General features: G+C 37.1%; 18 protein-coding genes. 5 read left to right on the forward strand and 13 right to left on the reverse strand.

What is annotated here, in order from left to right; all coding sequences use genetic code 11:
* Position 1: 1 nt before the first annotated feature.
* From QUD79_RS08395 to acnA, 10 genes are all read right to left on the reverse strand, one after another.
* Positions 2–565 (reverse strand): P-loop NTPase family protein, encoded by a 564-nt coding sequence (locus tag QUD79_RS08395; protein WP_184422988.1) that lies wholly within the window; start codon positions 563–565, stop codon positions 2–4.
* Between the two features lie 29 nt (positions 566–594).
* The gene (locus tag QUD79_RS08400) at positions 595–1,146 is read right to left on the reverse strand and encodes a hypothetical protein (RefSeq protein WP_184422990.1); all 552 of its coding nucleotides are present in this window, start codon (positions 1,144–1,146) and stop codon (positions 595–597) included.
* Positions 1,146–4,238, reverse strand: a complete 3,093-nt coding sequence (locus QUD79_RS08405) for a type I restriction endonuclease subunit R (RefSeq protein ID WP_184422992.1) — start codon at positions 4,236–4,238, stop codon at positions 1,146–1,148. The genes QUD79_RS08400 and QUD79_RS08405 overlap by 1 nt, the downstream gene beginning before the upstream one ends.
* A 2-nt stretch (positions 4,239–4,240) precedes the next feature.
* Complete coding sequence (locus tag QUD79_RS08410; RefSeq protein ID WP_184423036.1) at positions 4,241–6,229, reverse strand: DUF262 domain-containing protein; 1,989 nt, start codon at positions 6,227–6,229, stop codon at positions 4,241–4,243.
* Between the two features lie 8 nt (positions 6,230–6,237).
* A complete protein-coding gene (locus QUD79_RS08415; protein ID WP_184422994.1) occupies positions 6,238–7,698 on the reverse strand; it encodes a DUF262 domain-containing protein in 1,461 nt (486 codons plus the stop codon).
* A 12-nt stretch (positions 7,699–7,710) separates the two neighbouring features.
* Complete coding sequence (locus tag QUD79_RS08420) at positions 7,711–9,027, reverse strand: restriction endonuclease subunit S (protein ID WP_184422996.1); 1,317 nt, start codon at positions 9,025–9,027, stop codon at positions 7,711–7,713.
* Between the two features lie 2 nt (positions 9,028–9,029).
* Complete coding sequence (locus QUD79_RS08425; protein ID WP_184422998.1) at positions 9,030–11,495, reverse strand: type I restriction-modification system subunit M; 2,466 nt, start codon at positions 11,493–11,495, stop codon at positions 9,030–9,032.
* A gap of 27 nt (positions 11,496–11,522) precedes the next feature.
* Entirely contained in the window at positions 11,523–11,699 is a 177-nt protein-coding gene (locus tag QUD79_RS08430; protein WP_184423000.1) for a hypothetical protein, read from the reverse strand.
* Positions 11,700–11,735: 36 nt separating this feature from the next.
* On the reverse strand, positions 11,736–12,644 hold the full coding sequence (locus tag QUD79_RS08435; protein ID WP_184423038.1) for a BrxR family transcriptional regulator: 909 nt from the start codon (positions 12,642–12,644) through the stop codon (positions 11,736–11,738).
* Between the two features lie 261 nt (positions 12,645–12,905).
* Entirely contained in the window at positions 12,906–15,641 is a 2,736-nt protein-coding gene (acnA, locus tag QUD79_RS08440; RefSeq protein WP_184423002.1) for an aconitate hydratase AcnA, read from the reverse strand.
* Between the two features lie 627 nt (positions 15,642–16,268).
* Between acnA and QUD79_RS08445 the strand changes: the two genes are divergently transcribed.
* Complete coding sequence (locus tag QUD79_RS08445) at positions 16,269–16,889, forward strand: MarC family NAAT transporter (protein WP_286290789.1); 621 nt, start codon at positions 16,269–16,271, stop codon at positions 16,887–16,889.
* Between the two features lie 87 nt (positions 16,890–16,976).
* Here QUD79_RS08445 and QUD79_RS08450 read toward each other — a convergent pair whose 3' ends face one another.
* On the reverse strand, positions 16,977–18,449 hold the full coding sequence (locus QUD79_RS08450) for a phospholipase D family protein (RefSeq protein WP_221435136.1): 1,473 nt from the start codon (positions 18,447–18,449) through the stop codon (positions 16,977–16,979).
* 25 nt (positions 18,450–18,474) lie between these two features.
* Between QUD79_RS08450 and QUD79_RS08455 the strand changes: the two genes are divergently transcribed.
* Complete coding sequence (locus tag QUD79_RS08455; protein WP_184423009.1) at positions 18,475–19,221, forward strand: MFS transporter; 747 nt, start codon at positions 18,475–18,477, stop codon at positions 19,219–19,221.
* Between the two features lie 404 nt (positions 19,222–19,625).
* Here the strand turns inward: QUD79_RS08455 and QUD79_RS08460 are convergent, their stop codons facing one another.
* Positions 19,626–20,300, reverse strand: a complete 675-nt coding sequence (locus tag QUD79_RS08460) for a phosphatase PAP2 family protein (protein WP_184423012.1) — start codon at positions 20,298–20,300, stop codon at positions 19,626–19,628.
* A 221-nt stretch (positions 20,301–20,521) separates the two neighbouring features.
* Between QUD79_RS08460 and QUD79_RS08465 the strand changes: the two genes are divergently transcribed.
* Positions 20,522–20,656, forward strand: a complete 135-nt coding sequence (locus QUD79_RS08465) for a hypothetical protein (RefSeq protein ID WP_281401802.1) — start codon at positions 20,522–20,524, stop codon at positions 20,654–20,656.
* 94 nt (positions 20,657–20,750) lie between these two features.
* Here the strand turns inward: QUD79_RS08465 and QUD79_RS08470 are convergent, their stop codons facing one another.
* On the reverse strand, positions 20,751–21,221 hold the full coding sequence (locus QUD79_RS08470; RefSeq protein ID WP_184423014.1) for a Dps family protein: 471 nt from the start codon (positions 21,219–21,221) through the stop codon (positions 20,751–20,753).
* A gap of 354 nt (positions 21,222–21,575) precedes the next feature.
* Between QUD79_RS08470 and QUD79_RS08475 the strand changes: the two genes are divergently transcribed.
* Complete coding sequence (locus tag QUD79_RS08475; RefSeq protein WP_484600389.1) at positions 21,576–22,016, forward strand: cytidine deaminase; 441 nt, start codon at positions 21,576–21,578, stop codon at positions 22,014–22,016.
* A gap of 8 nt (positions 22,017–22,024) precedes the next feature.
* A complete protein-coding gene (gene deoA, locus QUD79_RS08480; protein WP_184423017.1) occupies positions 22,025–23,341 on the forward strand; it encodes a thymidine phosphorylase in 1,317 nt (438 codons plus the stop codon).
* Positions 23,342–23,807 lie beyond the last annotated feature (466 nt).

Below are 23,807 nucleotides of genomic sequence, written 5' to 3' on the forward strand. Positions count from 1 at the left end.
ATTAGCCTCCAAACATAATCCAACACAAACTAGTTAACCCAGTTCCTAATAAAGCTCCCACAAAAAGGCTGATAATATTTTTTTTCTTAACTCTTTGAGAAGATTCTAGTCGAATGATATCGGTTATTTTAATAACTTCATTTTGCAAAGATTGATACTGTGTAGTCTGTGTTAGGGCAACCTGTTCAATATAGTTTTTCACAACCACCACATGTTCTTCTAATGTTTGCTTTGCTTCATTTAAATCATTAATGTTTGAATTGATTAAGTTTTGACGAGATTCTTCATTAAACAGAATGCGAAGAGACTCAATAATTGTACTTTTGCCAGCATTAGTTTCACCAAAAAATGCAATAACAAAGTTTTCCCATTCGGCATTTTCTTGCAATAGCCCTAGCTCACTATCAAAGTGGCTTTTGATTGATGCTAGTTGAGCAACAATACCACTGAGTTTTTCTTTACCTTCTTGGTTATCTAACGTTAGAGAGGAAAGATCTCCTTGGGTACTTTCTAAGCTGTCAGAAATATCCTTGTATAACCTATTAAACTGTACTGCTTGCTCCATGTTTTTCCCTTATTAATAAATACTTTTAACTACTTAAAATTCATCACTGATGCATACACCAAATGTTTTCTACCATTTTCAATATATGGCTCAATTACTTCGCCTTCGTTAATCAACAGAAGAGGACGAAAGCTCCCCTTTAAATCACAATGATTGTTAAATTCAATTTCTGCGTAAGATTGAACATCAGTATTTTTAAACATGCTAAAATAGTCTCCTTCCCAACGACCTATTAACAATTGGTGATTATCAGCTACATAAAAGCGCCCGAGTTCTAATTGCTTAATAGCAACGTGGTTAATCGGTAATTCAGTCTGACTCAGTGATATTTTTTTAAACGGCTGAAAACAGCCTTCTTCGGCTGTAAAATATGGTTCAAATTTAATACCAGGTTTGGTCTTTTGTTTTGTTCTGAAGCTTCCGTTATACACTAAGTAATTGGTAATCACTTCAAAACTATTGCCATTCCAGCGACCAACATTGCCATTACGCCCTCGACCAACATACCAACTTCCTATCAAAAGCTTTGTGATTGGCAATTGCTTGTATAACAGAACCTCGGCTCTTTTAAGCTCTGTCATTACAACCCAACACTGCGCTGCATGCTCTGTGTCCAAGAGGCTTTAAATGCACTATCTCCAGCAAATAACTTATACAGCTCTAGCTCATCTTTACGTCTTGCTAGCATCACTTCTTTAAGCATTTTTTCAAACGCTAATTCTCGGTTATGTGGATCAGGGTTGTTTTGGTATTTAGCTTCAAAATCAGGGTGGCTTTTTACGCTTTCAGCAATGTTTATAAATTTAACTTTCTGTTCTTCAGGTGTTGCACTCCAGCCTTGAAACCATCTTTCGTTAAAGTTTTTGATTATCTCGTCTAATGGATCTTTTTCATCATCACCGCCGTGAGCACCACGAGGGTTTGGGTTTTGTGGGTCTAACTCAGTTTCACCGTCATCTAAACCAATGCCGTAATTAAGTTTTACACGCTGTAAGCCGTAAGAACTTAAATCTACGGAATCTAACAATGCATCAAGTTTTTCTGAATCAGGATCTTTAACAATTAACTTTGAAATTAAGAACTTAAGGAACCAAAATAGCTTTTCCCAAGCAACAATTTCATAAGGCATTATTGAAGCCATTTGCCCGTAAATCTTCACAAATTGCTTAGCTTTGATCTTAAAATCGACTTTATCGTCATCTTCTAGATCTAACTCAAAATTAAAACGGTTTGCCGCAGTGTCAATTATTGGGCTTAAGGTTTGCGCATCTTCATCATCAAAGTAGCGCTTAACAAAATCTTCAACTTCGTAACATTCATAAACGCCAATATCATCCATCGCATCTTTTAGCTCATGTAATACATTTACATCAGTTGCTTCAGATAAAGTCGTTGATGTATAAAATGGGTCAAATGCCGTTTTTATTTCATCAACATTATTAAAGAAATCGAGTACAAATAAGTCCTCTGTCTTTTTACCAAGCTTAGGTGCTGAACGGTTTAAGCGAGATAATGTTTGCACACAAAGTACGCTCGCTAACTTTTTATCTACATACATTGCGCACAGTTTAGGTTGATCAAAGCCCGTTAGGTATTTATTAGCAACAACCAGTAACCTATATTCATCTTGGTTGATGTGTTTTGGGATAGGATCACTAGAATTTTTTCTTTTATAATTAACATCAAAATAGTCTTTGGTATCACTCTCGGCAAAGCCGTTCATTTCGGCTTCAGTATATTCAATACCATCCACTTCTTTGGTGCCAGAAAATGCTATCGCTATTTTAAATGGGCTACCTTGAGCTTCTATCACTCGCTTTAATGCTTTGTAATAACGAATAGCCGTCACAATATTTTGCGTAACAACCATACCTTTGCCTTTACCACGTAGTTTTTTGGCATTTACCACCTGAGGAATAAAATGCTCAAGCATAATTTCAGCTTTGGTATCTATGGTCTGTTGGCTAGTTTCAACGTATGCACGTAAACGTTTTTGCGCCTTTTTAGTATCAAATTCAGGGTTATCTTGAATCGACTTTTCTATTTCGTAATAACTTTTATAGGTGGTGTAATTGGCAATAACATCAAGAATAAAGCCTTCTTCAATGGCTTGTTTCATTGAATATAAATGAAATGGCTTAAAACTACCGTCTTCTTGTTTTTGACCAAACTTTTCTAACGTGCTGTTTTTAGGCGTTGCCGTAAAAGCTAAATATGAAGCATTGCCACGCATCTTGCGTGAGCGCATAGCTTGCAGTACTTTATCTTGCGCATCCTCAGCTTCCTCTACTTCAGTTTTACCCATGGCTCTATTCATATTGTCGTGTGCAGAGCCAGACTGAGAGCTATGCGCTTCATCAATAATTACTGCAAAACGTTTATCACTTAAATCACTAATGCCATCAATAATGAATGGGAATTTTTGAATAGTGGTAATGATTATTTTCTTACCATTTTCTAGGGCTGATTTAAGCTCAGATGATTTAAATGCAGGGGCAACAATGTTTTTAACTTCAGAGAACTCTTTAATGTTATCTCTAAGCTGTTTATCAAGTAATCGTCTATCAGTAACTACAATTACTGAGTCAAATAATGGTTGTTCAACACCTTTGCTACCTTGAATATCTGCACTAGCTGGATACGTTTCAATTAATTGATAGGCAGCCCAAGTAATTGAGTTAGACTTGCCTGAACCGGCAGAGTGCTGAATTAAATATGTGTGACCAACACCATTAGTTGAAGCATGATCAATTAAGCGTCGAACAACGTCCATTTGGTGATAACGGGGAAAGAACAAGGTGCGTTTCTTCAAGTCATCTTTACTACTACCATCTAAACGAACAAAGTGCTGGATGATGTTAGCAAGACTAGCTTTAGTAAAGACTTCTTCCCATAAATAACTAGTTTTGTGACCCCCAACACCAAATAAAGAGGTATTGGGCGGATTACCTTGACCATGATTATTACCTTTGTTAAACGGTAAAAAGAAGGTACTTTTACCTGCTAACTTGGTGGTCATATACACTTCGTCAGTATCTATCGTCATATGCACTAAACAGCGCCCGAATTGCAATAACGACTGCGAAATATCTCTGTCTTCACGGTATTGTTTTTGACCATGAAAACGCGCATTTTGCCCCGTCCAATGGTTTTTAAGTTCAAGCGTTATTAACGGAATACCGTTAATAAACAGCACCATATCAATTTCTTGTAATGGATTAGTTTTTGAATACCTTAGTTGACGAGTTGAGCTAAATATATTGGCATTAAAATTCTGTTTAACAGAATCACTACTACTAGCTAGTGGTGCTGGAAACATAAGATTTAAGTGCGCATCATCAAAACTTAAGCCTTTTTTAAGTAAATGCAAAACACCATGTTTTTTGATCAGTCTATCAAAACGTTCAAGTACTTTACGCTGCCAATCATTAGGGCTATTTTTCTTAAGTTTTTCTAATTCTTGCGCTTGTGTGTTTTGCAAAAACTGCCAAAAGAACTTGGTATCCAAGGCGTAATGCATATCAAAATCAGCAGGATAGCCTAGCTGATACATAGCATTGTTATAGCCAGGTGCAGCTTCCTGCACTCCTGCTTTTACATCTTCTAAACACGTACCAGTTAAGTGCTTTTCAATTGCCGCTTCTAAAGCTTGTTCGTTTGTTTGACTAACCATAATTATTCCTTGTCACCATAATGCGTTTCTAAAACATCTAGCATTCGATTTTGATGCGTTTCAATTTCTTCCTGATCCCAACTGTTATTGCTTTTTTGAATAAACATTTCTCTTAACTTTAACGAATCAAAATGTTGCTTACGTTCAAAGTCAATTTGCTTTTTATCAACGTCTTGATTGCTATATGAAGAGTTTTCGCCAGGGCTAAGTAAAACAAGATTGCCAAAGGCATTTAATATTTCATCAGCCAGTTTGCTCTTGTACTCGTCATTTTGTGGATGAACATGCTCTACCGAATTTTTGGAGGTTATACGAAACTTTGTAAACTTATTTAATTCTCCAGTCTCTAGTTTAGAGCGAGCACTATCAATTTTTTTCCACAGTAAATACTCAAGCTTTTGAAACCAGTAATGCTCAAATCCAGTGCCTTTAGCTTCAGTAAAATATTCTTTTTGTTCTTCCCACTTTAGTCTTTTTGGTTTTATTAAATTAGCTTGCTTGAAACTTGCCTTTTTTTGCGAACATGTCGCTAACGACATCAGATTATCGATTATTTCAAGTTGCTTTAATGCTTTGTTGCCTTGCTTAAGACTTATCTCTTTTTTAATCAATTTTGCAATAAACGGTGTGATCCAATATTGAGCACTTCGCTCACCGGTAAAATTACGAACACTTTGCAAAAGTGCCAAGGCATTAGTCTCTTTGGAGCTACGGTTAATATATTGTTTACCTTTAGATTGACTTGGTGATTGAGAGGTTAATCCTAGATGAGCCTCTGGTGAGTCGTCTCGCTCGACCCACTTAACAACCCATGCATCAAATTGATAACGAACTTGCCACAGCATTTCAATGAAGGCTTTAACAGTTTCTTCGTCTGATTCAATAAGCGGGTTAAAAATTTCTAGCAGTCGATCGCTGTGCAGTCTTGGCTCAATATCTGACTCATTGTTTAACGCTAAAAAAACACGATAAGCATGAATTAAAAATAAAGGAAACTTAATAATTGATCGACAATAAGTGGTTTCAACATCTAAGTCATAAGTTTCAAAAGCTTTTTGTTTTACGCTATCAGGTGCTTTACCGCTTCCCAACATTTGGCTTAATTCATCAATGCTATAACCACTTTCATCATCACTTTGTTGTTGTGATTCTGGATGGTAAAAAGTTTTAGCTTTAAACACCGCTAAGTCATTAGGCTCTATATTATTCCAATCAATATCAGGAAATACCTTACGCACGTTGCGCTCAAAGTAGTTTTCTAAATGCTCACAAGCAACCCACATGGCATCATATTGGGCTTTATCTGTTTTAATATACTTAAACAGTTTCGCTTTTAAAATATCTGCTTGCTCTAGTTGAACACCTGCTGTGTTCATGGTGGCAAATAAACGGTTCAAATCCATTTTCGCAGGCACAATATTGTTTACCCATTGCACACTACTATAAAAATATTGTCCTAATTTTTCGGCTTCATTTTTATCAAGTGCTTCTATGTGTTCACTTAATACCTTTAAAGCTATACCTATTTGTTTAAGGTATTCGTTACTATCAATAACTTCCTGCGATGGTGTCTCATAACCTTTAAGCCCTTCAAGCCCACCTAATAACTGCTGCACCTGATCACGAATAGCAAACTGTAGTCTAGGCATAGCTTTACCTGTTTCAGGCATATAAACCGCTAACTCATTGAGGTCTGACTTAACATCTGCGGCTTTAAACGCAATAGCAATTAACATTAATGTGGTCGTGCGCTGCTGACCATCAATTAACTCGTAAACTAAACCTGTGTTGCTTTGTAATTTTGAAGAAAGTACGGTGCCAATAAAGTAATGCTCTTCACCATTTTCACAAGCGGTTTTAACATCATTAAAAAGCAATAATATGTCATCATCAGACCAAACATAGGGGCGTTGATAACTGGGAATTGAAAACTGATAACCACCTTCAAAAATTTTATTTAAGGTTAATAATTCTGTTTGTACGGTTAACATATTCAAAACTATTTACCTCCTAATAAAATAACGTATTGGCTAAAGCTACTCGCAAACTCCTGAGCGTATTCAGCTTTTGTTGCTTCACGCTCAACGTTTAAACCAAAGGCTTTAATCACTTTATTGATAAAGTTTTGTTTAGTACTCGACTTTTGATCTGTGGGCGACTTAATAGCGTCTATAATGCCATCAGCATTCACGGTAAGTTCAAACTCATCGAGCAAGTCTAAGCACTGCTCGGGTGTATAGCTTTTCGCTATCCAGTCTAACACTGGGGTTTCTTTTAAAAAGGCAGGGATCGACTTTTCTTTTACAGCAACTTGGTTTGATACTCTACGAGAATAAACCACCCTAAATAGCTTTTTCGCTGCTATATCTAACTGGTGCTGCCCAAATTGGCTGATATAAAGCAATAAACTTGCATCAAATAACTGCTTCAAATAAGCACAACCATCAAGTTTGCAAACAAGCTCATGGTAAAACTCGTCAAACGCGAAAAGCGTTTCATCGTTATGATTTTTGAGTAAGTATTTCTGCCTTAATGCTTGGAAATACTCAAGGTAACGAATGGTATTGGCACCGCTATTGAGTGGTTGGCGTAATTCGTATCCTATTTGCGGTTGCATCAACGTTTCGCCACCATTATCTAAATACGTTCTTGTCACTCGTCCAAAAGCCAAATCGTTACCTGTTGCACTTGGTGAGAACTCATCAACAACCGCATCAACTAATAACCGCTCTTGTTGATGAAACGGCATAGTTTTTCTTGTAGGGTCTTTTAAATCTTTTCGTAAATTTAAGTATTCCCAATACCGTCCACGTAACAGCAGTTTTATGATGGGGTTAATATCATTCAAGCTTTCCCATAACTCGGCATAATGGCGAGTTTTATTAGGCATGCTTTTATCTATTACGTTTAAATGGTGCGCCTTGATAATATCTGGGCCTTTTAAGCGCACGCCACCGGTATTTTGTGTTTCAAAGAAGCGATAAGCTTCATCTTCAGAATTTGTCACCACTAAAGTGATATGTATAGTTGAAAAATCGATGTCGTTAAGTTGTAACTTTTTATCCGCTAGCCAGGCCAAATTATGTTTAATTTGCTTCTGACTTTCCGGAGCTTTGTAGCGAAGTGATAAGTCTTTAAACTCTTCAGTTAAATAGGCAATTAATGCCATGGTTGTTAAGCGTTGCTGACCATCAATAATGTTTAGCTTGTTACCTTGTTGATGCAAAATAATACTGCCTAAATAAAACGGGCAGTTTTCACCATCAGAGTGATTTCGCTCATCAATTTGATAGTCTTTAAAATCTTGCAATAATCGTTGTATTTGTGCTTCAGTCCAACGATATGGGCGCTGATATTCAGGTATGGCTAACTCGCCATGAATTTCAGTGTTATTAGCACTGACAATACTTTGTTTACTGAATAACTGCGCTAAGGTACAACTTGCCACTTCAACCGACATACCACTTCCTTGTTAGTTAATTACTGAGTCCACTTCAGGTACTTTAATTTTGCCTGTTACAGCGCTGTTAATTAGCGTGGTTTTGTATTCTTTGAGTTTTTCGATTTGTTGAATTTGCAGTTTAATTGCGATATCAAACTTTTCACTTTCAGAATCGATATGTTTTAATATTTCTATTTGTTCATCTTTAGGTGCAATCGGTACTGCAATATCGAATAAATCATCTGTATATAAACGAATTAAGCCCTCAACAATACCAGTGGCTCTGATGATGAATTGCTCGATATATCTAGGGTGTCTAAAAAGCACCTCTAAATAACGCATATCGGTAATATATGCTTTAGGTTTGTAAACTGCGTAATCAGGGCTTACTAAGCCTTTAAAATCAATGTTTGATTTAAAGAAAACTCCAAGATGTGCCTTTAGTTTGTTAAAAACCAAATCATTCTTGTACACGATTTTATTATCTACATTAGAAGCAGCAACTTCTGCTTTTGCATGATAATCGGCCCTTACCACAAGCCCATGAATTTGGCTCATCATGAATAATGGCTCTTCACCAGTTTTAGATCTTTCATTGCGTTCATCGAGCACATATTTAAGGCGCTTAACTTGCCAATGCTCAGGAATTTTACCAATCCAATCGACGCCTGAGTCTTTCATTGGCGCATCTGAATTCAAACCTTGAGTAACAGCTTGTTGGATGATGATTTGCTTGCGTTCTTTTAACAGCTTGATTTGTTTTTCTTTGATGGCAATCGCTTCATTAATTTGTGCTGTTTTTTTATCGAGAAAGTTAGCTATGGCGGTTTGTTCTTTTTCAGAAGGTAATATAAATGGGATAGCTTTCATTCGTTCTTTAGACAAATCCCATTGCCCAACACGAACACCATCTGATGCACTTCCAAAATATGAAACGTATAACTTACTTCTTATTGCCCAATTAAAGAACTCAGGATTTATAGATTTAGTAAAGTTAAAAACAAAATAAGCAGGACTAACTATACCTGTGTATTGTGATACACCATATGAGCCTTGCCATGCTTTCATTTTATTCATACCAAACTGGCCTTTTTCTAACTTTTTATAGCCGCTTAGATCGTCTGGGATGAAGTTATGATTAGAGTCTTGATTTTCAATATCTCTTTCAATTACCCCTAATTCACGGGTAATTGACAATAGAGGTAAATCCGGACAGTTTTTTATAGAAACAGGGAAAAGGCATGAGCCTAATTTAGTTAGCTCCCAAGAATCTGGTACTTCACCAATCCATTCAAATCCTGAATCTTTATATGCCCCATACTTTGGCATTGTTGCTATTTCAGGCATGGTTACTCTCCTTGCACCTTAGCTAATTCAACACCTAGAATGTCCGCTATCAAACCTTCTGCCTTTTGCTCAAGGTTGATGATGTCAGTTGCTACTTCATCCATTGAGCGCAATGGTTTGTGTTGATAGAAGTATTTATTAAAGCTGATTTCGTAACCGGTTTTGGTGCTATCTAGGTTTATCCATGCTTCAACAACATGTGGCTGTACTTCATCAAGGTAGTATTGGTGAATTTCGCAATTGTCTTGTGCTCCGTTTTTATCCACTTTATCTTCAAGATAAGTTAACGGTACTGATTCGGCATCACGTAAATCTGAGTTAGCCTCATAAGTGGTGAACTCGTTTTTAGTTCCTGTTGAGTAATAGCCGAAGTCAGCTAAATCAGATGCTTCACAGCCTAAGTGATGTAATAGTTCATCGAGCTTATCTTGTTTAAATTTAACGACCTTTTTAATGACTTTTTCAGCATTTTCGTCGTACCAGCTCATGGCATTAACGACTGTGGTGTAAAACGCTTTGCGTTTATTTGCTTTAATGTCGGCTAATACATCAGCTGAAACGTCTTTAAAGCGAGCTTCAACATCGGCTTTAAACAGATTGTAATCGTTATATTCTTTGGTGATGGTTTCGGCAAGTTTGTTAGCAAGTTCAACCAGTAACTTACCGTTTTGCCAAGTATCGGTTGAGAGTAGCTTAGCTTTCGCTTTAGCGTTTAAATTAATGTCGTTGTCTTCACACCAAGTGATGATTTCTTTTTCTTTGGCTTTATCGTTAGCGGTAAAAAAGTCTGCTTGATAAACCTTGTCACCATATTCTGCAAACAGGTACTCCATTGGCTCACGAAGGGTTTTATCAAAACGCAGCGGTGCAATAAGTTCGTCTTTAAACTGAGCACTTCGTCTGTCTGGGCGTTCAATGTTAACTTTGTAGTAACCAAAATCATCATTATTAAATACTTTAGAAGCAATACCTGTTGGATCGTTAACTACGGTGAGTTTTCGCTCCACTGAGGCGGATTCTAAATATGTTTGTGTGATCTCAACAATATGCTCAGGTGTGAATTCACAGTTTTTATCACCTAAATTTTTACGTAATTTTTTAAACAACAAGCTTGCGTCAATAAGTTGTACTTTGCCTTGACGATTTTGCGGCTTGTTATTGTTCAATAACCAAATATAAGTGGTAATACCTGTATTGTAGAACAAGTTATTTGGTAGTTGCACTATGGCATCAAGCATGTCGTTTTCTATGATGTAACGGCGTATATTACTTTCACCTGAGCCTGCATCACCGGTAAACAAGCTAGAGCCATTATGAACTGAAGCAATACGTGAACCTAGTGGGCTAACGTCAGTCGCTTTCATTTTACTAACCATTTCCATTAAGAATAATAACTGACCATCACTTGAGCGAGGCGTAGCATCAACCGATGACTTATTTCCCCAATAGTCTGTTAGCTCAATAATGAATCGAGGATCAATAACATCTTTACCGTCTTTAATGTATTTTTGCTCACCTGACCAGCTTTTACCGTAAGGTGGGTTTGACAGCATAAAATCGAACTTATTTGCCGAAAACTCATTGGTAGATAAGGTAGAACCTACTTTTATGTTCTCAGGGTTGTTACCTTTGATCATCATGTCTGACTTACAAATAGCGTACGTTTCAGGGCTTACTTCTTTTCCATATAGGTAAATATCTCTGGTAGCATTTTCTGCCGGGTATTTTTCATAAATAAAATTTTGCGTTTCAGTTAACATACCGCCACTCCCACAAGCTGGGTCGTATACGGTTAGCGTTAACGGCAGATCTTTTTCTATTGGATCAAATACCAGGTGAGTCATTAATTCAATAACTTCACGTGGGGTGAAATGCTCTCCCGCTTCTTCGTTGTTGTCTTCATTGAATTTACGAATAAGTTCTTCAAACACATACCCCATCCCTAAGTTAGTTAGTGCAGGTAATGTATTACCGTCAGGGTCTTTAATGTCGAATGGCGTTAAATTTATATTTGGCGATACAAACTTTTCTAAAACGTCTAACAGTACATCACTTGTAGCCATTTTTTTAACCTGGTTTTGCAGTTCAAAGCATGCGATTATTTCTTTTACGTTTCCACTAAAGCCATTAAGGTATTCTTCAACGTTGGCAAGTAGTATTTGTTGGTTGTTTGTTGCTGTGTTGAATAAGCTTTTTAACGTCCATTTTGAAGTGTTATAAAACACATAGCCTGACTCGCTAATAAGTGGTTCATCATCAAGCTCTGTGGCTTCCATTTCATCAACTTGAAACTTAACTTCATCAAGCACCGCTTTTTTAGTGGGCTCAAGTAAGGTATCTAAACGGCGTAATACCACCATAGGTAAAATTACGTCACGGTATTTACCACGCACGTATACGTCACGCAGGCAATCGTCAGCAATTGACCAGATAAAAGAGATAAGTTTGTTATGTGCGCTGTGATCCATTTGTATTCCAATAATATTTGATTAGCACTAATGTGCTTTGTTAAGCGGTGAGTTATTGCCAAAAACGTTGTGGATTGCGAGTGCTTCACTTTCACCACTTTCCATACGCTGTTTCACTTCATCGAGCATCGCTTGTTGTATGTCTTTGCTTGGTAAATTTTTAAGGGCTAAGTTTAATACGTCCGATATATCTATTTCTGCCATGATTTCTTCCCCAAATTTATATATTTAAGTTTGTTTTTAATGTTGCTGATAACCAGGTGCAATAGCAAGATTTTCTGCACCGTTTTCTTGATTCATTTCTAGGGTTTGGCTGTTCTGCAAATACAATTGATATTCAGGCCCTGAAAGTGAAGCACTATCAGAACAATCCACATTCCAACGTCTTAATAAATAGCCTGCCATTGCAGCTCTAACGTTTAATTTGAGCATGCCGTTTTCCATTCCGTAGTCCATTTTAATGGCGGTTGGGTATTCAACATTCTTAGGGTGTGGAACGATTTCTAGTGGCATAATGGTATTCCACTGTTCATCTTGAAGCTTGATTTCGTTTACTTCAGGTTCGTTATTAATTACCGTTACTTTGGCAAGGCGTGTTAATACAAAATCTCTGAATGAATTTGTTTTTCTGTCGTAAGCGCGAACATGCCAGCGCAGACCATTGTCAACTATGGTGTGTGGCACTAATTCTCGTGCGCTAGAGCCACTGGTAAGTGAGGTATAAATAACACTTACTGCTTTGCCGTTAACCATTGCTTGGGTAAGTTTAGCAATAACGTTAATATCGGGTACGTTTAGCTGGCTTGGTTGCTCTACTGGAAATTCAACACAGCCTTCCCCACTGCCAATGGCGTCGAAGCCGTCAGATATTTGATGAGCGAGCTTAACTAAGGTGCGTTTAGCATCATGTTTAAACAGTGGTGTAAAGCTGTTGGTTAGAAAGTATTTCTTTTCTTTGTTGTCGTACGCCATGTTTTTAGGCGCGTGTTCTTTATACAGGTTGATATCGCGTGTAGCGGCAGAAACGCCTAATTTGAAATGTTGTACAATTTCGGCGCGGGTAACGCTGCCGGTAAAATACAATTTAAAGTCGATATAGGCAAGGCGCTGCTGCTGAGCATAACTTAACTGTTCTAGTGGTGTGTTCATTGTTTGTTGTTTTTCTTTTTTATTAGCCACTTAGAAAGTATGTCTTATAATGGGCTATACCTCAATAGTAAAAGTTGCATTATTGAACTTTTGTCATAAAAATAACTTTATGTTATTGAATATATGAAGAAATAACTATTTAAACGAAGTGTTTTGACATGTAAAGTTGATCACTTTCACCCAAATTAATATCGCCTTAGTAAGCCGCAAAGCTTAGTAAGGCGATTTTGTGAGTTAAGTTTTCGTTATTTAGCTATTTAATTACAACAACTCTTTAGCCACATACGGTAATACACCGCCAGATTTAAAATACTTAAGCTCTAGTTCATTAGTAACGTTTAAAGTGAGCGGTATTTTTGCTACTTTTTCATTATTACCTTTTGAAATAATAAGCGTTAATAACTGGTTAGGTTTAAGGCTTTGTTCATTGCTATTTTCTGCAAACGTTATGTGTATTTGTTCATCGCCTTGTAAGTTTAAATCGGCTATTGTCATTGTATCTGGCAATTGCAGTGGCATTATGCCCATACCAACTAAGTTACTACGATGAATACGTTCGTAAGACTGAGCAATAACCGCTTTTATTCCAAGTAACTGACAGCCTTTTGCCGCCCAGTCTCGGCTGGATCCTGTGCCATATTCTTTACCTGCAAAAATTACTAACGGTGTGTTATTTTCTTGATAGTGCTGACTGGCTTCAAATATAGAAACGGTTGTTTCGCTATCAAATTTATCGCTACCAAAAATTCGAGTAAAGCCGCCCTCTTTTGGATCTGCAATCAGGTTTTTAAGTCGGTTGTTTGCAAACGTGCCGCGTACCATTACTTCATGATGACCTCGGCGGGTGCCGTAACTATTAAACTCTTTTGGTTCAATTCCTCTTGAAATAAGGTATTTACCTGCAGGTGTACTTTTATCAATTTGACCCGCCGGTGAAATATGGTCGGTAGTAATAGAGTCTCCCAAAATTGCTAATATACGGGCCGACTTAATCAGTGCTTCATCTGAAGGAGTTGCAGCCACTTTATGCTCAGCTTGCTTAATATTGTCGGCTAAAATGTCTACAAACGGCGGTTTTACAATATAAGTTGACTGCTCGTCCCACGTATAGCAAACACTATTTGTAATGGGTAAGCTTTCCCAGTCTTTGTCGCCTATTAGCATGTCTTTGTATGATAACGCATAGCTTTCTTGGGTGATGGTTGCCATAGCATCATTAATTGATGTGTCGCTTGGCCAAATGTCACGTAGGTAAACTGGTTGTCCGTTGCTACCTGTACCTAATGGTTCTTCGTCTAAGTTAATTTTAGTATTGCCTGCTAATGCAAATGCAACCACTAGCGGTGGTGAAGCTAACCAGTTAAGTCTTACCGACGGATGAATACGTCCTTCAAAGTTACGGTTACCTGATAATACCGAGCTAACACTTAAATTATGATCTTTAATTTGTTGTTCATAATTATCATTTAACGGCCCTGAATTACCAATACAGGTTGTACAACCAAAACCAATACGGTTAAAGCCTAATTTATCTAAAAACGGTTGTAAGCCTGAGCTGTCAAGGTACTGTGCTACTACTTGCGAGCCAGGTGCTAAAGAGGTTTTAACATACGGTTTAACCGTTAATCCTTTTTCTACAGCGGCTTTTGCTAGTAAGCCAGCTTGTAACATTACATGTGGATTTGAAGTGTTAGTACATGAAGTAATTGCCGCTAACACTATATCGCCAGAGTCTATTGTTTTTTGTGTACTTGGCTGCTGATCATTGGTTGATACTTGTACATTTAACTCTATTGATTCGATGGTTTTTTGTTTGATTGCGTGTAACGCTATTCGGTCTTGTGGACGTTTAGGTCCGGCTACACATGGTGTTATGGAGCTAAGATCAATAGTTACATTTTCAGCAAACTTAGGATCATTGTGTGATCCGTCGTACCAAATATGTTGAGCTTGTGAGTAAGATTTAACCCGTTCAATTAAATCAGACGAACGATTAGTAAGATTTAGGTAGTCAGTTACTTTGTTGTCTATGGGGAATATGCCACAGGTAGCACCATATTCTGGAGACATATTAGCTACGGTTGCGCGGTCGGCAATACTTAGTGATAAAACACCCTCGCCATAAAATTCTACGTATTTTCCTACCACACCATAATTTCTAAGCGTTTCAGTAATGGTTAGTACTAAGTCGGTGGCTGTTATACCAACAGGTAATTTTCCTTCAAGCTTAACTCCAACCACTTTAGGAGCGCCTAAACTTAATGGTTGCCCTAGCATTACTGCCTCAGCTTCAATACCACCTACTCCCCAACCTAGAACACCAAGGCCGTTAATCATAGTGGTATGGCTATCTGTGCCCACTAATGTATCAGGCGATAACACGCCGTTTTCGTTGCGTACTACTTGTGCTAAATACTCTAAGTTTACTTGATGACAAATACCACGGCCAGGTGGAACAACTCTCAAATTATCAAATGAGCTTTGCGCCCACTTTAAAAACTGGTAACGCTCTTTGTTGCGTTCCATTTCACGCATACCATTATGTGCTAATGCCTCTGGCGTGCCGGCTTGGTCTACAATAACAGAGTGGTCAATGACTAGGTCTACTGGGCATAACGGATTTATTTTTTCAGCATTGCCACCTTGCGCGGCTACCGCATCTCGCATTGCGGCTAAATCAACTATGGCAGGTACTCCTGTATAGTCTTGCATTAATACTCGTGAAGGAAAATATGGAAACTCAAAGTCACCGGTTGGTTGTGTTGCAATTAAATTTTTAATTGTGCTAACAATCGTGTTGTGTTCAACACTGTCGTTATTAGCATAATTTCGCATAACGTTTTCTAAAAACAGTTTGATAATAAAAGGTTGATCTTCCAAATTAAACTTAAAGTCTTCAGCAAGTCTTGCTAACGACCAATAACTATCAGTTGTATTATTATCAACGAATTGGGCAAGGTATCTTTCACACCAAGCTTCTTTATTTATAGGGATCATTTGTTATCCTTAATTACGCGTGATTTAAATAGTAATAATTAAATGTATCGGATCTTATTCTTGTTCTAAATATAGCTCTAAATATAGTCAAATATTGTTTTAAATGAAAATAGTTAAGGCTTTGTTTTTATTAATTGATTAATTGCTATTATTTTCATTGTTTCTACCATTATTACATTGAGGAATTATATGAATGAGATCGGAAGTTGTTTGCAGTAATAAATGGATTAACGATTGACCAGGGAGTTAAAGTCTTTACATGCAAACCCGCAGATAAGTTTTTTAGAAAGTTCCCTCTGTTAACAATGGAAAACAATGTTTTTGTTAATAATGTAATAGCTGCCTCCAATAGAATGATTACTAATAGCGGTTTAGATAAAGATGGGGGTTTAATTACTTAAATCAAGGGTTAACAAAATTAATGAACTTATCAGCTTCATATAACCTAGCCTAATCAAACGGCTTTAAAAAGATTCAAAGTGTGTTAAGTATATTTTATTAATATTTACTATAAATCAATATATTATAAAACCAATTAATTGTAGATCAGGTTATACTAAATTCACTTATTTTACATGCCTGTTAATTAGGATAACTATGGAATAGATACAACTCTATTTTGGCTATATACTTTTGGTAGTTGCAACATTAATACCTATTGCAAATCCGTTTGTATCTGCACCTATGTTTTTGTCTCTCACCTCAAATTTCTCTAAAAAAGAACGACAAAAAACAGCGACATTAGCAGCATTTTATATGTTTTTATTCTTAACCTGTTTTTTACTTTTTGGCGCACATTTACTGAGCTTTTTCGGCATTCAATTTACCTCACTTCGCATAGCTGGTGGGCTTATTATTGGATACTTAGGGTTTAAGATGCTGTTCCCTACCCCGCTTGAAATGCATGAAGAGACTAAACAAACCACCACAGCTAACGATATCGCTTTTATTCCATTAGCTATGCCTTATATGAGCGGGCCTGGTGCAATATCTGTTGTGATCACAATGGCAGCACAAATTAATACATCTGAAACCTTACGAGATGAAATTTTTGATTATAGCATAGTTATTAGTGGCATTGCTGTTTCTGCGTTTATTTGTTGGATTGTACTTAGTGGCGCATCAAAGGTGGTTAAGTTTATGGGGACTAACGGCATTATAGCAATGACTAAAGTAATGGGCTTTTTCTTAATTGGTATTGGTGTTGATATGGTATTAGATACCATACTTTCTTTTACAGCTAAATAATATCACTGCTGTTATTATGCATTCATTTACTGCTAGTGAGTTAATGAATGCATAACGCTTTTCAGGTCAGCACTTAATTTTAATGCGTTATAGCAACCAATCAATGGGTAACAAATTTAATACCGATAATGCAGCGCGTGAAAATATAGTCATACCTGGTTCAGTAGAATGAGTCGTTTTTATATTACCATTTGTTTCTGTCCATTGAATCTTATTATCCTCATTTAAACTTAACTCATACGCGGTAAGTGCCGATTGCTGATAAAATTCGTTTTCAACTTGAATCGCAAGCGACGGACTTTCAATTACAAAGCCAAGCTCGGTGTTTAAGTGCATAGATCGCGGATCAAAATTAAAAGACCCAACAAATAAACGCTCTGAGTCAATTGCAAAGGTTTTAGCATGTAAGCTTGATGCAGAACTACCAAAAGGCCCTAATTTCTTTAAATTACCATCTATTGGCTCGGCACCAGATCGCAACTCAAACAATTTAACTCCAGCTTTAAGCAATGCTTTTCTATGCTTAGCGTAACCCGCATGTACCGGTAAAACATCAGTAGCTTGCATTGAATTAGTTAAAACAGTTATTTTTACCCCTTGTTTAGCAAGTGCAGCAAAAGCTTTTACACCCTCTTTAGTCGGTACAAAGTAAGGCGTTACCAGTAGTACGGTTGATGTTGGTCGGCCTATTATTTCAGTTAGCTTATGAAAGAGCAAAGAATCATCTTTATGTTTACCAAGGCCTTTAGCAGGGTCGTCGCTGATCATTTTTGCCATTTTCCATTCAAACGACAGCTCTTTGGCAAGTAAAGTTTTAACAAGCGATGAGTTTCTTAATGCGGTTATATAGGTGTCTCTTTTGGGATTAGTTAACTGAGATGGCATGTATTCATCAGTTGAGTATGTACTTGTTTTAGTGGTATTCACGATTTCTTCAATTGGAAAAGCTGAATTACTTGCCCAATATTTGTCAAAGTCACTTGAAACGTCGTTAACTACACTTCCAATGGCCACTAAATCTAAATCTTGTCTGAGTATTCCACCCGTTGCGCCAAAATAATCATCACCAATATTACGGCCACCAATAACGGTAACGCTATTATCTACAGTAAAAGACTTATTATGCATACGTCTGTTTACTCGTGAGAAATCGGTAATAAAACCTAGCCATTTAAACCGTCGTTGAATAAACGGATTAAATATTCTAACTTCTACATTCTCAAGCCTATTTAAAGCGGCTAATGCGTCGTCAAGCCCGTTAATACCGTTGTCGTCAAGTAATAACCTTACTCTTACACCCCGCTCAGCTACCTTAGTTATTGTTTCAAAGAGAAGTGCTCCCGTAATATCTTTTTGCCAAATATAGTATTGTAAGTCGAGTGTTTTTTGCGCGCTAAGCGCGAGTAATATTCGAGCTGCAAATGCATCTTTAGGGTTACCAAGTAAACGTATACCACTTTTATTGGGGTACTGACTTGCGATTGGATAAATCGCTTTACCTATGAGTGTTTCTTGAGCCTCTTCTATACTCAACGATGTTGAGTCTGAACGAGAATCCAAACATGGCAAAACTATTACTATTATTATGGCTGGTAACACCTTTGGTGTAAGCTTAGGACTGCCGCTGATGACCTTTATAGGTACTGAAATTGGTTGGCGCACTACGTTTATTACCCTAGGCATATTGGGCGCTCTTATCGCATTATTAGCACTTAAATTTTTACCGTCAGTAAAAGGTGAAAAATTAACACGAAGCAATTCACCTCTAGCTATACTAAAAATACCATCAGTATTAATTGTACTTTTGCTCACCTTTCTTTCAGTAATGGCACATTATGGTACATATACGTATATCACCTTACTAGTTGAAGCTATCGACTTTTTAGGTGGCATTGGTATGGCATTACTTATCTTTGGCATTGGTTCAATAATTTCAGTGGTACTGTCAGCTAAAGTTATCGACACCTATTTACAAACATTAATAGTAAGTATGTTAGCGTGCGGTGTTATTTCGATGTCGATGCTTGTCTTTTTTGGCAGTATAAATGGTATTTCTCACTTAGCTTTCTTTCTTTGGGGTTTAGCGTTTGGTCCGCTTGTTACTATGTATCAAACTGCGGTAAGTCAACAAGTTGCACATGCTAAAGCCGTTGCAACGTCAGTACAATCAAGTGTATTTAATCTGTCAATAATGACGGCAACCTGGATCGGTGGCTTAATTCTTGTTTACCTACCTGATGTTGGAGTTTTAGGTATTGGCTATCTATCAATTATTTGTTTCGTTCCAGCTATGATCATTGCACTCATGGCAAAGCGAGCATTGAGTTCTTAATATACTAATTTATAAGGATTTTGTAATAAAAAATTTACGAATGCAAATATATATCGCAATGCGGATGCGAGCAAAGTTTTGCTCGAAAATGGTATGATTAAAGCCATTGGGCATAATTTACCAGCTGCTGATGAATAAATTGATCTAAAAGGACGACTCGTTGTTCCGCCTTATGTTGATGCGCATCTTCATCTTGATTACGTATACACAGGAAACAGTGCTGGAGCAAAAAAATGATACAGGCCCCCTCTTTGCAGGAATAGCTAGATGACACGACGTTAAAAAGCACCAAACCTATCAAGGTGCCAAAGAACGCGCATTAAAGGGTATTCAAGAAGAAGTATCAAAAGGTGTACAGTTTATCCGTACTCACATTGATGTTTGTGATCTTAAAGCGGTAACTATTACTCTCGCCAATACGTTAATTTTAAATAGCTAAAGCAAAAATAAGAAAGCAAGGTCCAACTTACGCCTAATATCCAACCTCCAATTACGTCGGTAACATAATGTACGCCTAAGTAAATTCTACTAATACCAATCGCTAAACTTAAAATAATAGCGATCATAAAGAAAAAATATTTTAATGTTCGCTTAAAAGTAAACTGACCAAGTATATTTGCAATAGACAAATAAATAAGTGAAGACATAAAAGCGTGACCACTTGGAAAGCTACTGGTATATACATAACTTGCATGAGGCACAATATCAGGGCGTGGTCTTGTAAAACCATATTTCAATAAGGAACTAAGCGTTATACCGGTAATAACTGTCAGCGCAAAGGTAATTGCCATCTGTTTATGTTTTACTAATACAAGGTAGCACGTAACCATAAGCGAGAAAAACACTAATATACCAGTGCCACCAAGTGCTGTTATATCGCGCATTAACTCTTCTACCCATTTAGGTCCAATAGGGTTATTAAGATTGCTATCACTTCTAAACAGTAAGATACTTTGCTTGTCTATGCCTTCTGTAAATCCACTCATTACAATACTTGCAAGCAAAATGAATAAAATGAAAAGTACGCACAATGTTACAAACATAACGCGTTGTTGATTATCATTGTTAGTAATATTCATGAATTTGAATGCCCTTAACGGTTAATATGCAGCTAGTATGCTAAAGAGCAACAGAACTATGCTGCTGTATTGGCATGGGTATATCGTTGCAATAATGCTGATCTACAATTTATGAAACTGGTATAATACCAATCTCACTAACTATGTGATCATTTCTACTGGTTAAAACAATCAACTACTACGTTATTTATTTTATAATTATCGCTACATGGATGTAGCTTATGTGGACAATGCAGGAGCATTATTGTCCTGAACAACTAGTTATGAAAATAAATGCCTTGTATTTGACTGTTTTCACTGCGTATAAAATAGATCACTTAATTAATGAAACTGGTATAACTTTATTTGCTCTGTAGTTTTACAACCCCTTTAAAACAAAAAACTACGCTGCTAAAAATAACAGCGTAGTTGTTCTACGTTTAAAGGTGAAATTTTAAAACATAAATGAGTTTACTTTAACGTTGCGCGTAACATCCATGCGGTTTTTTCATGAACTCGCATACGATCGCCAACTAAAGCAATAGTTGATTCGTCATCAGCATCTTGAGCAAGTTTCAATACATCTCTACAGGTTTTAATTACGCTTTCATGACCCTGTTGGAGCAACTTAACCATCTCTAAAGACTCTGGCACACCGTCAACTTCTTTAATGCTACTTAACTGTGAAAATGCTTTATAAGTGCCTGGCGCAACAACGCCTAACGTACGAATACGCTCAGCAATATCGTCAACCGCTACAGCTAAATCTGTATAATGCTCTTCGAACATCATGTGTAAATCTCTAAACTGTGGACCAGTAACGTTCCAATGGAAATTATGTGTCTGTAAATAAAGCGTGTAAGAGTCAGCTAATAAAACTTTTAAACCTTCGGCAACGGCATTACGATCTTCTTTATTAATTCCAATATCTATGTTCGACATTTTAATCCCTCTTATTGTGAAAATTAGTGAGTTTATAAATACGTTTTATCGATATTTTTCAAATTATTAAACGCTTCACGCATAATAAATATATCTTTTAACTTAACCATTAAGATATGGGTCGAAATAGCTAAAATCAAGTTCAATCGCAAATAAATATTTATATATTATTTAATCTTAAGCTCGAATCGTTGTTATTGGTTAGCTTGAACTTTGTTATCTTTTAAACAACTACATTTTAGCCATGAATTATAAGACAATTACTTTACCTGACCAAGTGGTCAATTAATTCTTGACACTCAAGACAACAAAATACAGTATGGGTGTATTAATAAAACTATTAGTAAAACAAAGGTGATAAATAAAGTAATGGAATTAACTACAAACAAAGAACCATTAATTGATTGGAACCCACTAATTAAACACGCAAAGCAAGCGTATAAGAATGCTTATGCACCCTATAGTAACTTTCATGTTGGCGCAGCAGCACTTGATGCCGACGGTAATATATTTTCTGGATGTAATGTAGAAAACGCTTCTTACGGATTAACCGTTTGTGCAGAACGAAACTGCCTGTCCTTTGCTGTTAATCAACAGTCAGCGAAGATTAACGCTTTATTAGTTTACACCGAACAAGAAAAGCTCACTCCACCTTGCGGCGCATGTCGGCAAGTTATTGCTGAATTTCTAGATCAAGGTGCACATGTTGCCTCTGCAAATCATTTGAATAATTTACAAGTATGGACAGTAAAGCAGTTACTCCCTGATGCTTTTACTCCGAAATTACTACCTTAAGGATAACCATGTATTTACCTCAAAATGTAATTCGCCAAAAACGAAATAAGCAAATATTAACTAAAGCTGAAATAGCGTGCTTTGTTGATGGTCTTAAAAATGGTAGCTTCACCGATGCACAAGTTGGCTCAATGGCTATGGCCATTTGGTTAAACGGTATGTCAACTGAGGAAGTAGTTGACTTAACGCTTGCCATGCGTGACTCAGGTACGGTTATCAACTGGAATAATGCCTTAGATAAACCCATAGTAGATAAGCACTCAACGGGCGGCGTAGGCGATAAAGTAAGCTTGATGTTAGCACCAATTGTAGCAGCGTGTGGTGCTCATGTACCAATGATCGCAGGTCAAGGCTTGGGGCATACTGGTGGTACTGTTGATAAACTAGAATCAATCCCTGGGTTTAACGTACGCCCTAGCCTGCCTGAATTTCAAGCTTTAGTTAAAAATTATGCTACGGCAATTATTTCGCAAACAAGCGATTTAGCACCCGCTGATAAACGTTTATATTCTATTCGCGATGTTACCGCTACTGTTGAATCAATTCCGTTGATCACCGCATCAATATTATCTAAAAAACTGGCTGCTGGTCTTGAATCATTAGTTATGGATGTAAAAGTGGGTAATGGCGCTATGATGGCAGACTTGCCATCTGCACAAGCTCTAGCCCATTCAATTGTTTCTGTGGCCAATGGTGCAGGCACACCAACACAAGCATTAATCACCGACATGAACCAACCCTTAGGTACAACGGTTGGTAATGCGTTAGAAATTCAAGAAACAATTGATTATTTAAATGGAAAATATCAAGAGCCAAGACTACATGAAATTACCATAGCCCTTGCTTCACTTATGCTATTAACCAGTAATTTAGCTGAAACCTTGCCACAAGCAACCACCTTAGCTGAAGAAGCGTTATCTTCAGGCAAAGCGGCTAAAATTTTTGGCCAAATGATCACCGCAATGGGTGGACCGGCTGACTTACTAACCAATAGTGAAAATATTTTGCCTAAAGCAAATGTAATTCAAGATATTATTGCTCCTAAGTCTGGGTACATTGGCACCATGGACACCCGTGCTATTGGTATGGCGTTAGTTGAAATGGGTGGTGGTCGAGTTGATCATAACCAAGGTTTAGATTACAGCGTTGGTTTTAGTCATATTAAACCAAAAGGCAGTAAAGTTGATGCAGGAGATGTAATTGCTAAAGTACACGCTAAAGATGCAGCACAAGCTAACTTAGCCATAAACCAATACTTAGCAGCGATCGAATTTTCAGATAATGAAGTTGAGGTTGAACCCGTTATTCATCAATTAATACAATAATATTTACTCTAGGGTCTGTTGATCTTTCATTTTAGCCTCTGCTATAGACTATTTTTTAAGATAACAAGGCGAAAATGGTGCAATGTAGCATTCTCGGCTTTGGCATCCTGCGTCGCTCTACCTTCTGCATCCGTGCAGTCGTACTTTAACCATTTTTAACGATGTTAGGTTGAAAAATAGTCATAGCCCTTTGGGTTGCCTTGAAAAAGCGTCACTCTTTGTTGCCTACAGGATGTAGGTACTTAACGAGAGCAGGACGCGGCAGTTGTACTTAATGTGCATTTGGAACAACCAAACATTACATTAAGTGCCTCGACTGTCATCTTTTTCAAATGCAACAGAGCTATAAACTGAAAGATCAACAGACCCTAATTTATCGTAGATAAAAAAAAGCAATGAAGACTATTCATTGCTTTTTTATTGATTGAAAACTGATAAAACTCACACTAGCGCGTGATTTATTATT

The sequence above is a fragment of the Thalassotalea piscium genome (assembly GCF_030295935.1).
In the GTDB taxonomy this organism is placed as follows: domain Bacteria; phylum Pseudomonadota; class Gammaproteobacteria; order Enterobacterales; family Alteromonadaceae; genus Thalassotalea_B; species Thalassotalea_B piscium.

Coding starts and splice junctions, on each gene's coding strand:
- acnA (WP_184423002.1), bottom strand. CDS start 15,641: ATGATCCCTATAAATAAAGAAGCTTGGTGTGAAAGATACCTTGCCCAA.
- deoA (WP_184423017.1), top strand. CDS start 22,025: ATGTATTTACCTCAAAATGTAATTCGCCAAAAACGAAATAAGCAAATA.
- QUD79_RS08415 (WP_184422994.1), bottom strand. CDS start 7,698: ATGTCGGTTGAAGTGGCAAGTTGTACCTTAGCGCAGTTATTCAGTAAA.
- QUD79_RS08465 (WP_281401802.1), top strand. CDS start 20,522: ATGTGGACAATGCAGGAGCATTATTGTCCTGAACAACTAGTTATGAAA.
- QUD79_RS08470 (WP_184423014.1), bottom strand. CDS start 21,221: ATGTCGAACATAGATATTGGAATTAATAAAGAAGATCGTAATGCCGTT.
- QUD79_RS08460 (WP_184423012.1), bottom strand. CDS start 20,300: ATGAATATTACTAACAATGATAATCAACAACGCGTTATGTTTGTAACA.
- QUD79_RS08405 (WP_184422992.1), bottom strand. CDS start 4,238: ATGGTTAGTCAAACAAACGAACAAGCTTTAGAAGCGGCAATTGAAAAG.
- QUD79_RS08455 (WP_184423009.1), top strand. CDS start 18,475: ATGGCTGGTAACACCTTTGGTGTAAGCTTAGGACTGCCGCTGATGACC.
- QUD79_RS08420 (WP_184422996.1), bottom strand. CDS start 9,027: ATGCCTGAAATAGCAACAATGCCAAAGTATGGGGCATATAAAGATTCA.
- QUD79_RS08400 (WP_184422990.1), bottom strand. CDS start 1,146: ATGACAGAGCTTAAAAGAGCCGAGGTTCTGTTATACAAGCAATTGCCA.
- QUD79_RS08430 (WP_184423000.1), bottom strand. CDS start 11,699: ATGGCAGAAATAGATATATCGGACGTATTAAACTTAGCCCTTAAAAAT.
- QUD79_RS08425 (WP_184422998.1), bottom strand. CDS start 11,495: ATGGATCACAGCGCACATAACAAACTTATCTCTTTTATCTGGTCAATT.
- QUD79_RS08435 (WP_184423038.1), bottom strand. CDS start 12,644: ATGAACACACCACTAGAACAGTTAAGTTATGCTCAGCAGCAGCGCCTT.
- QUD79_RS08410 (WP_184423036.1), bottom strand. CDS start 6,229: ATGTTAACCGTACAAACAGAATTATTAACCTTAAATAAAATTTTTGAA.
- QUD79_RS08395 (WP_184422988.1), bottom strand. CDS start 565: ATGGAGCAAGCAGTACAGTTTAATAGGTTATACAAGGATATTTCTGAC.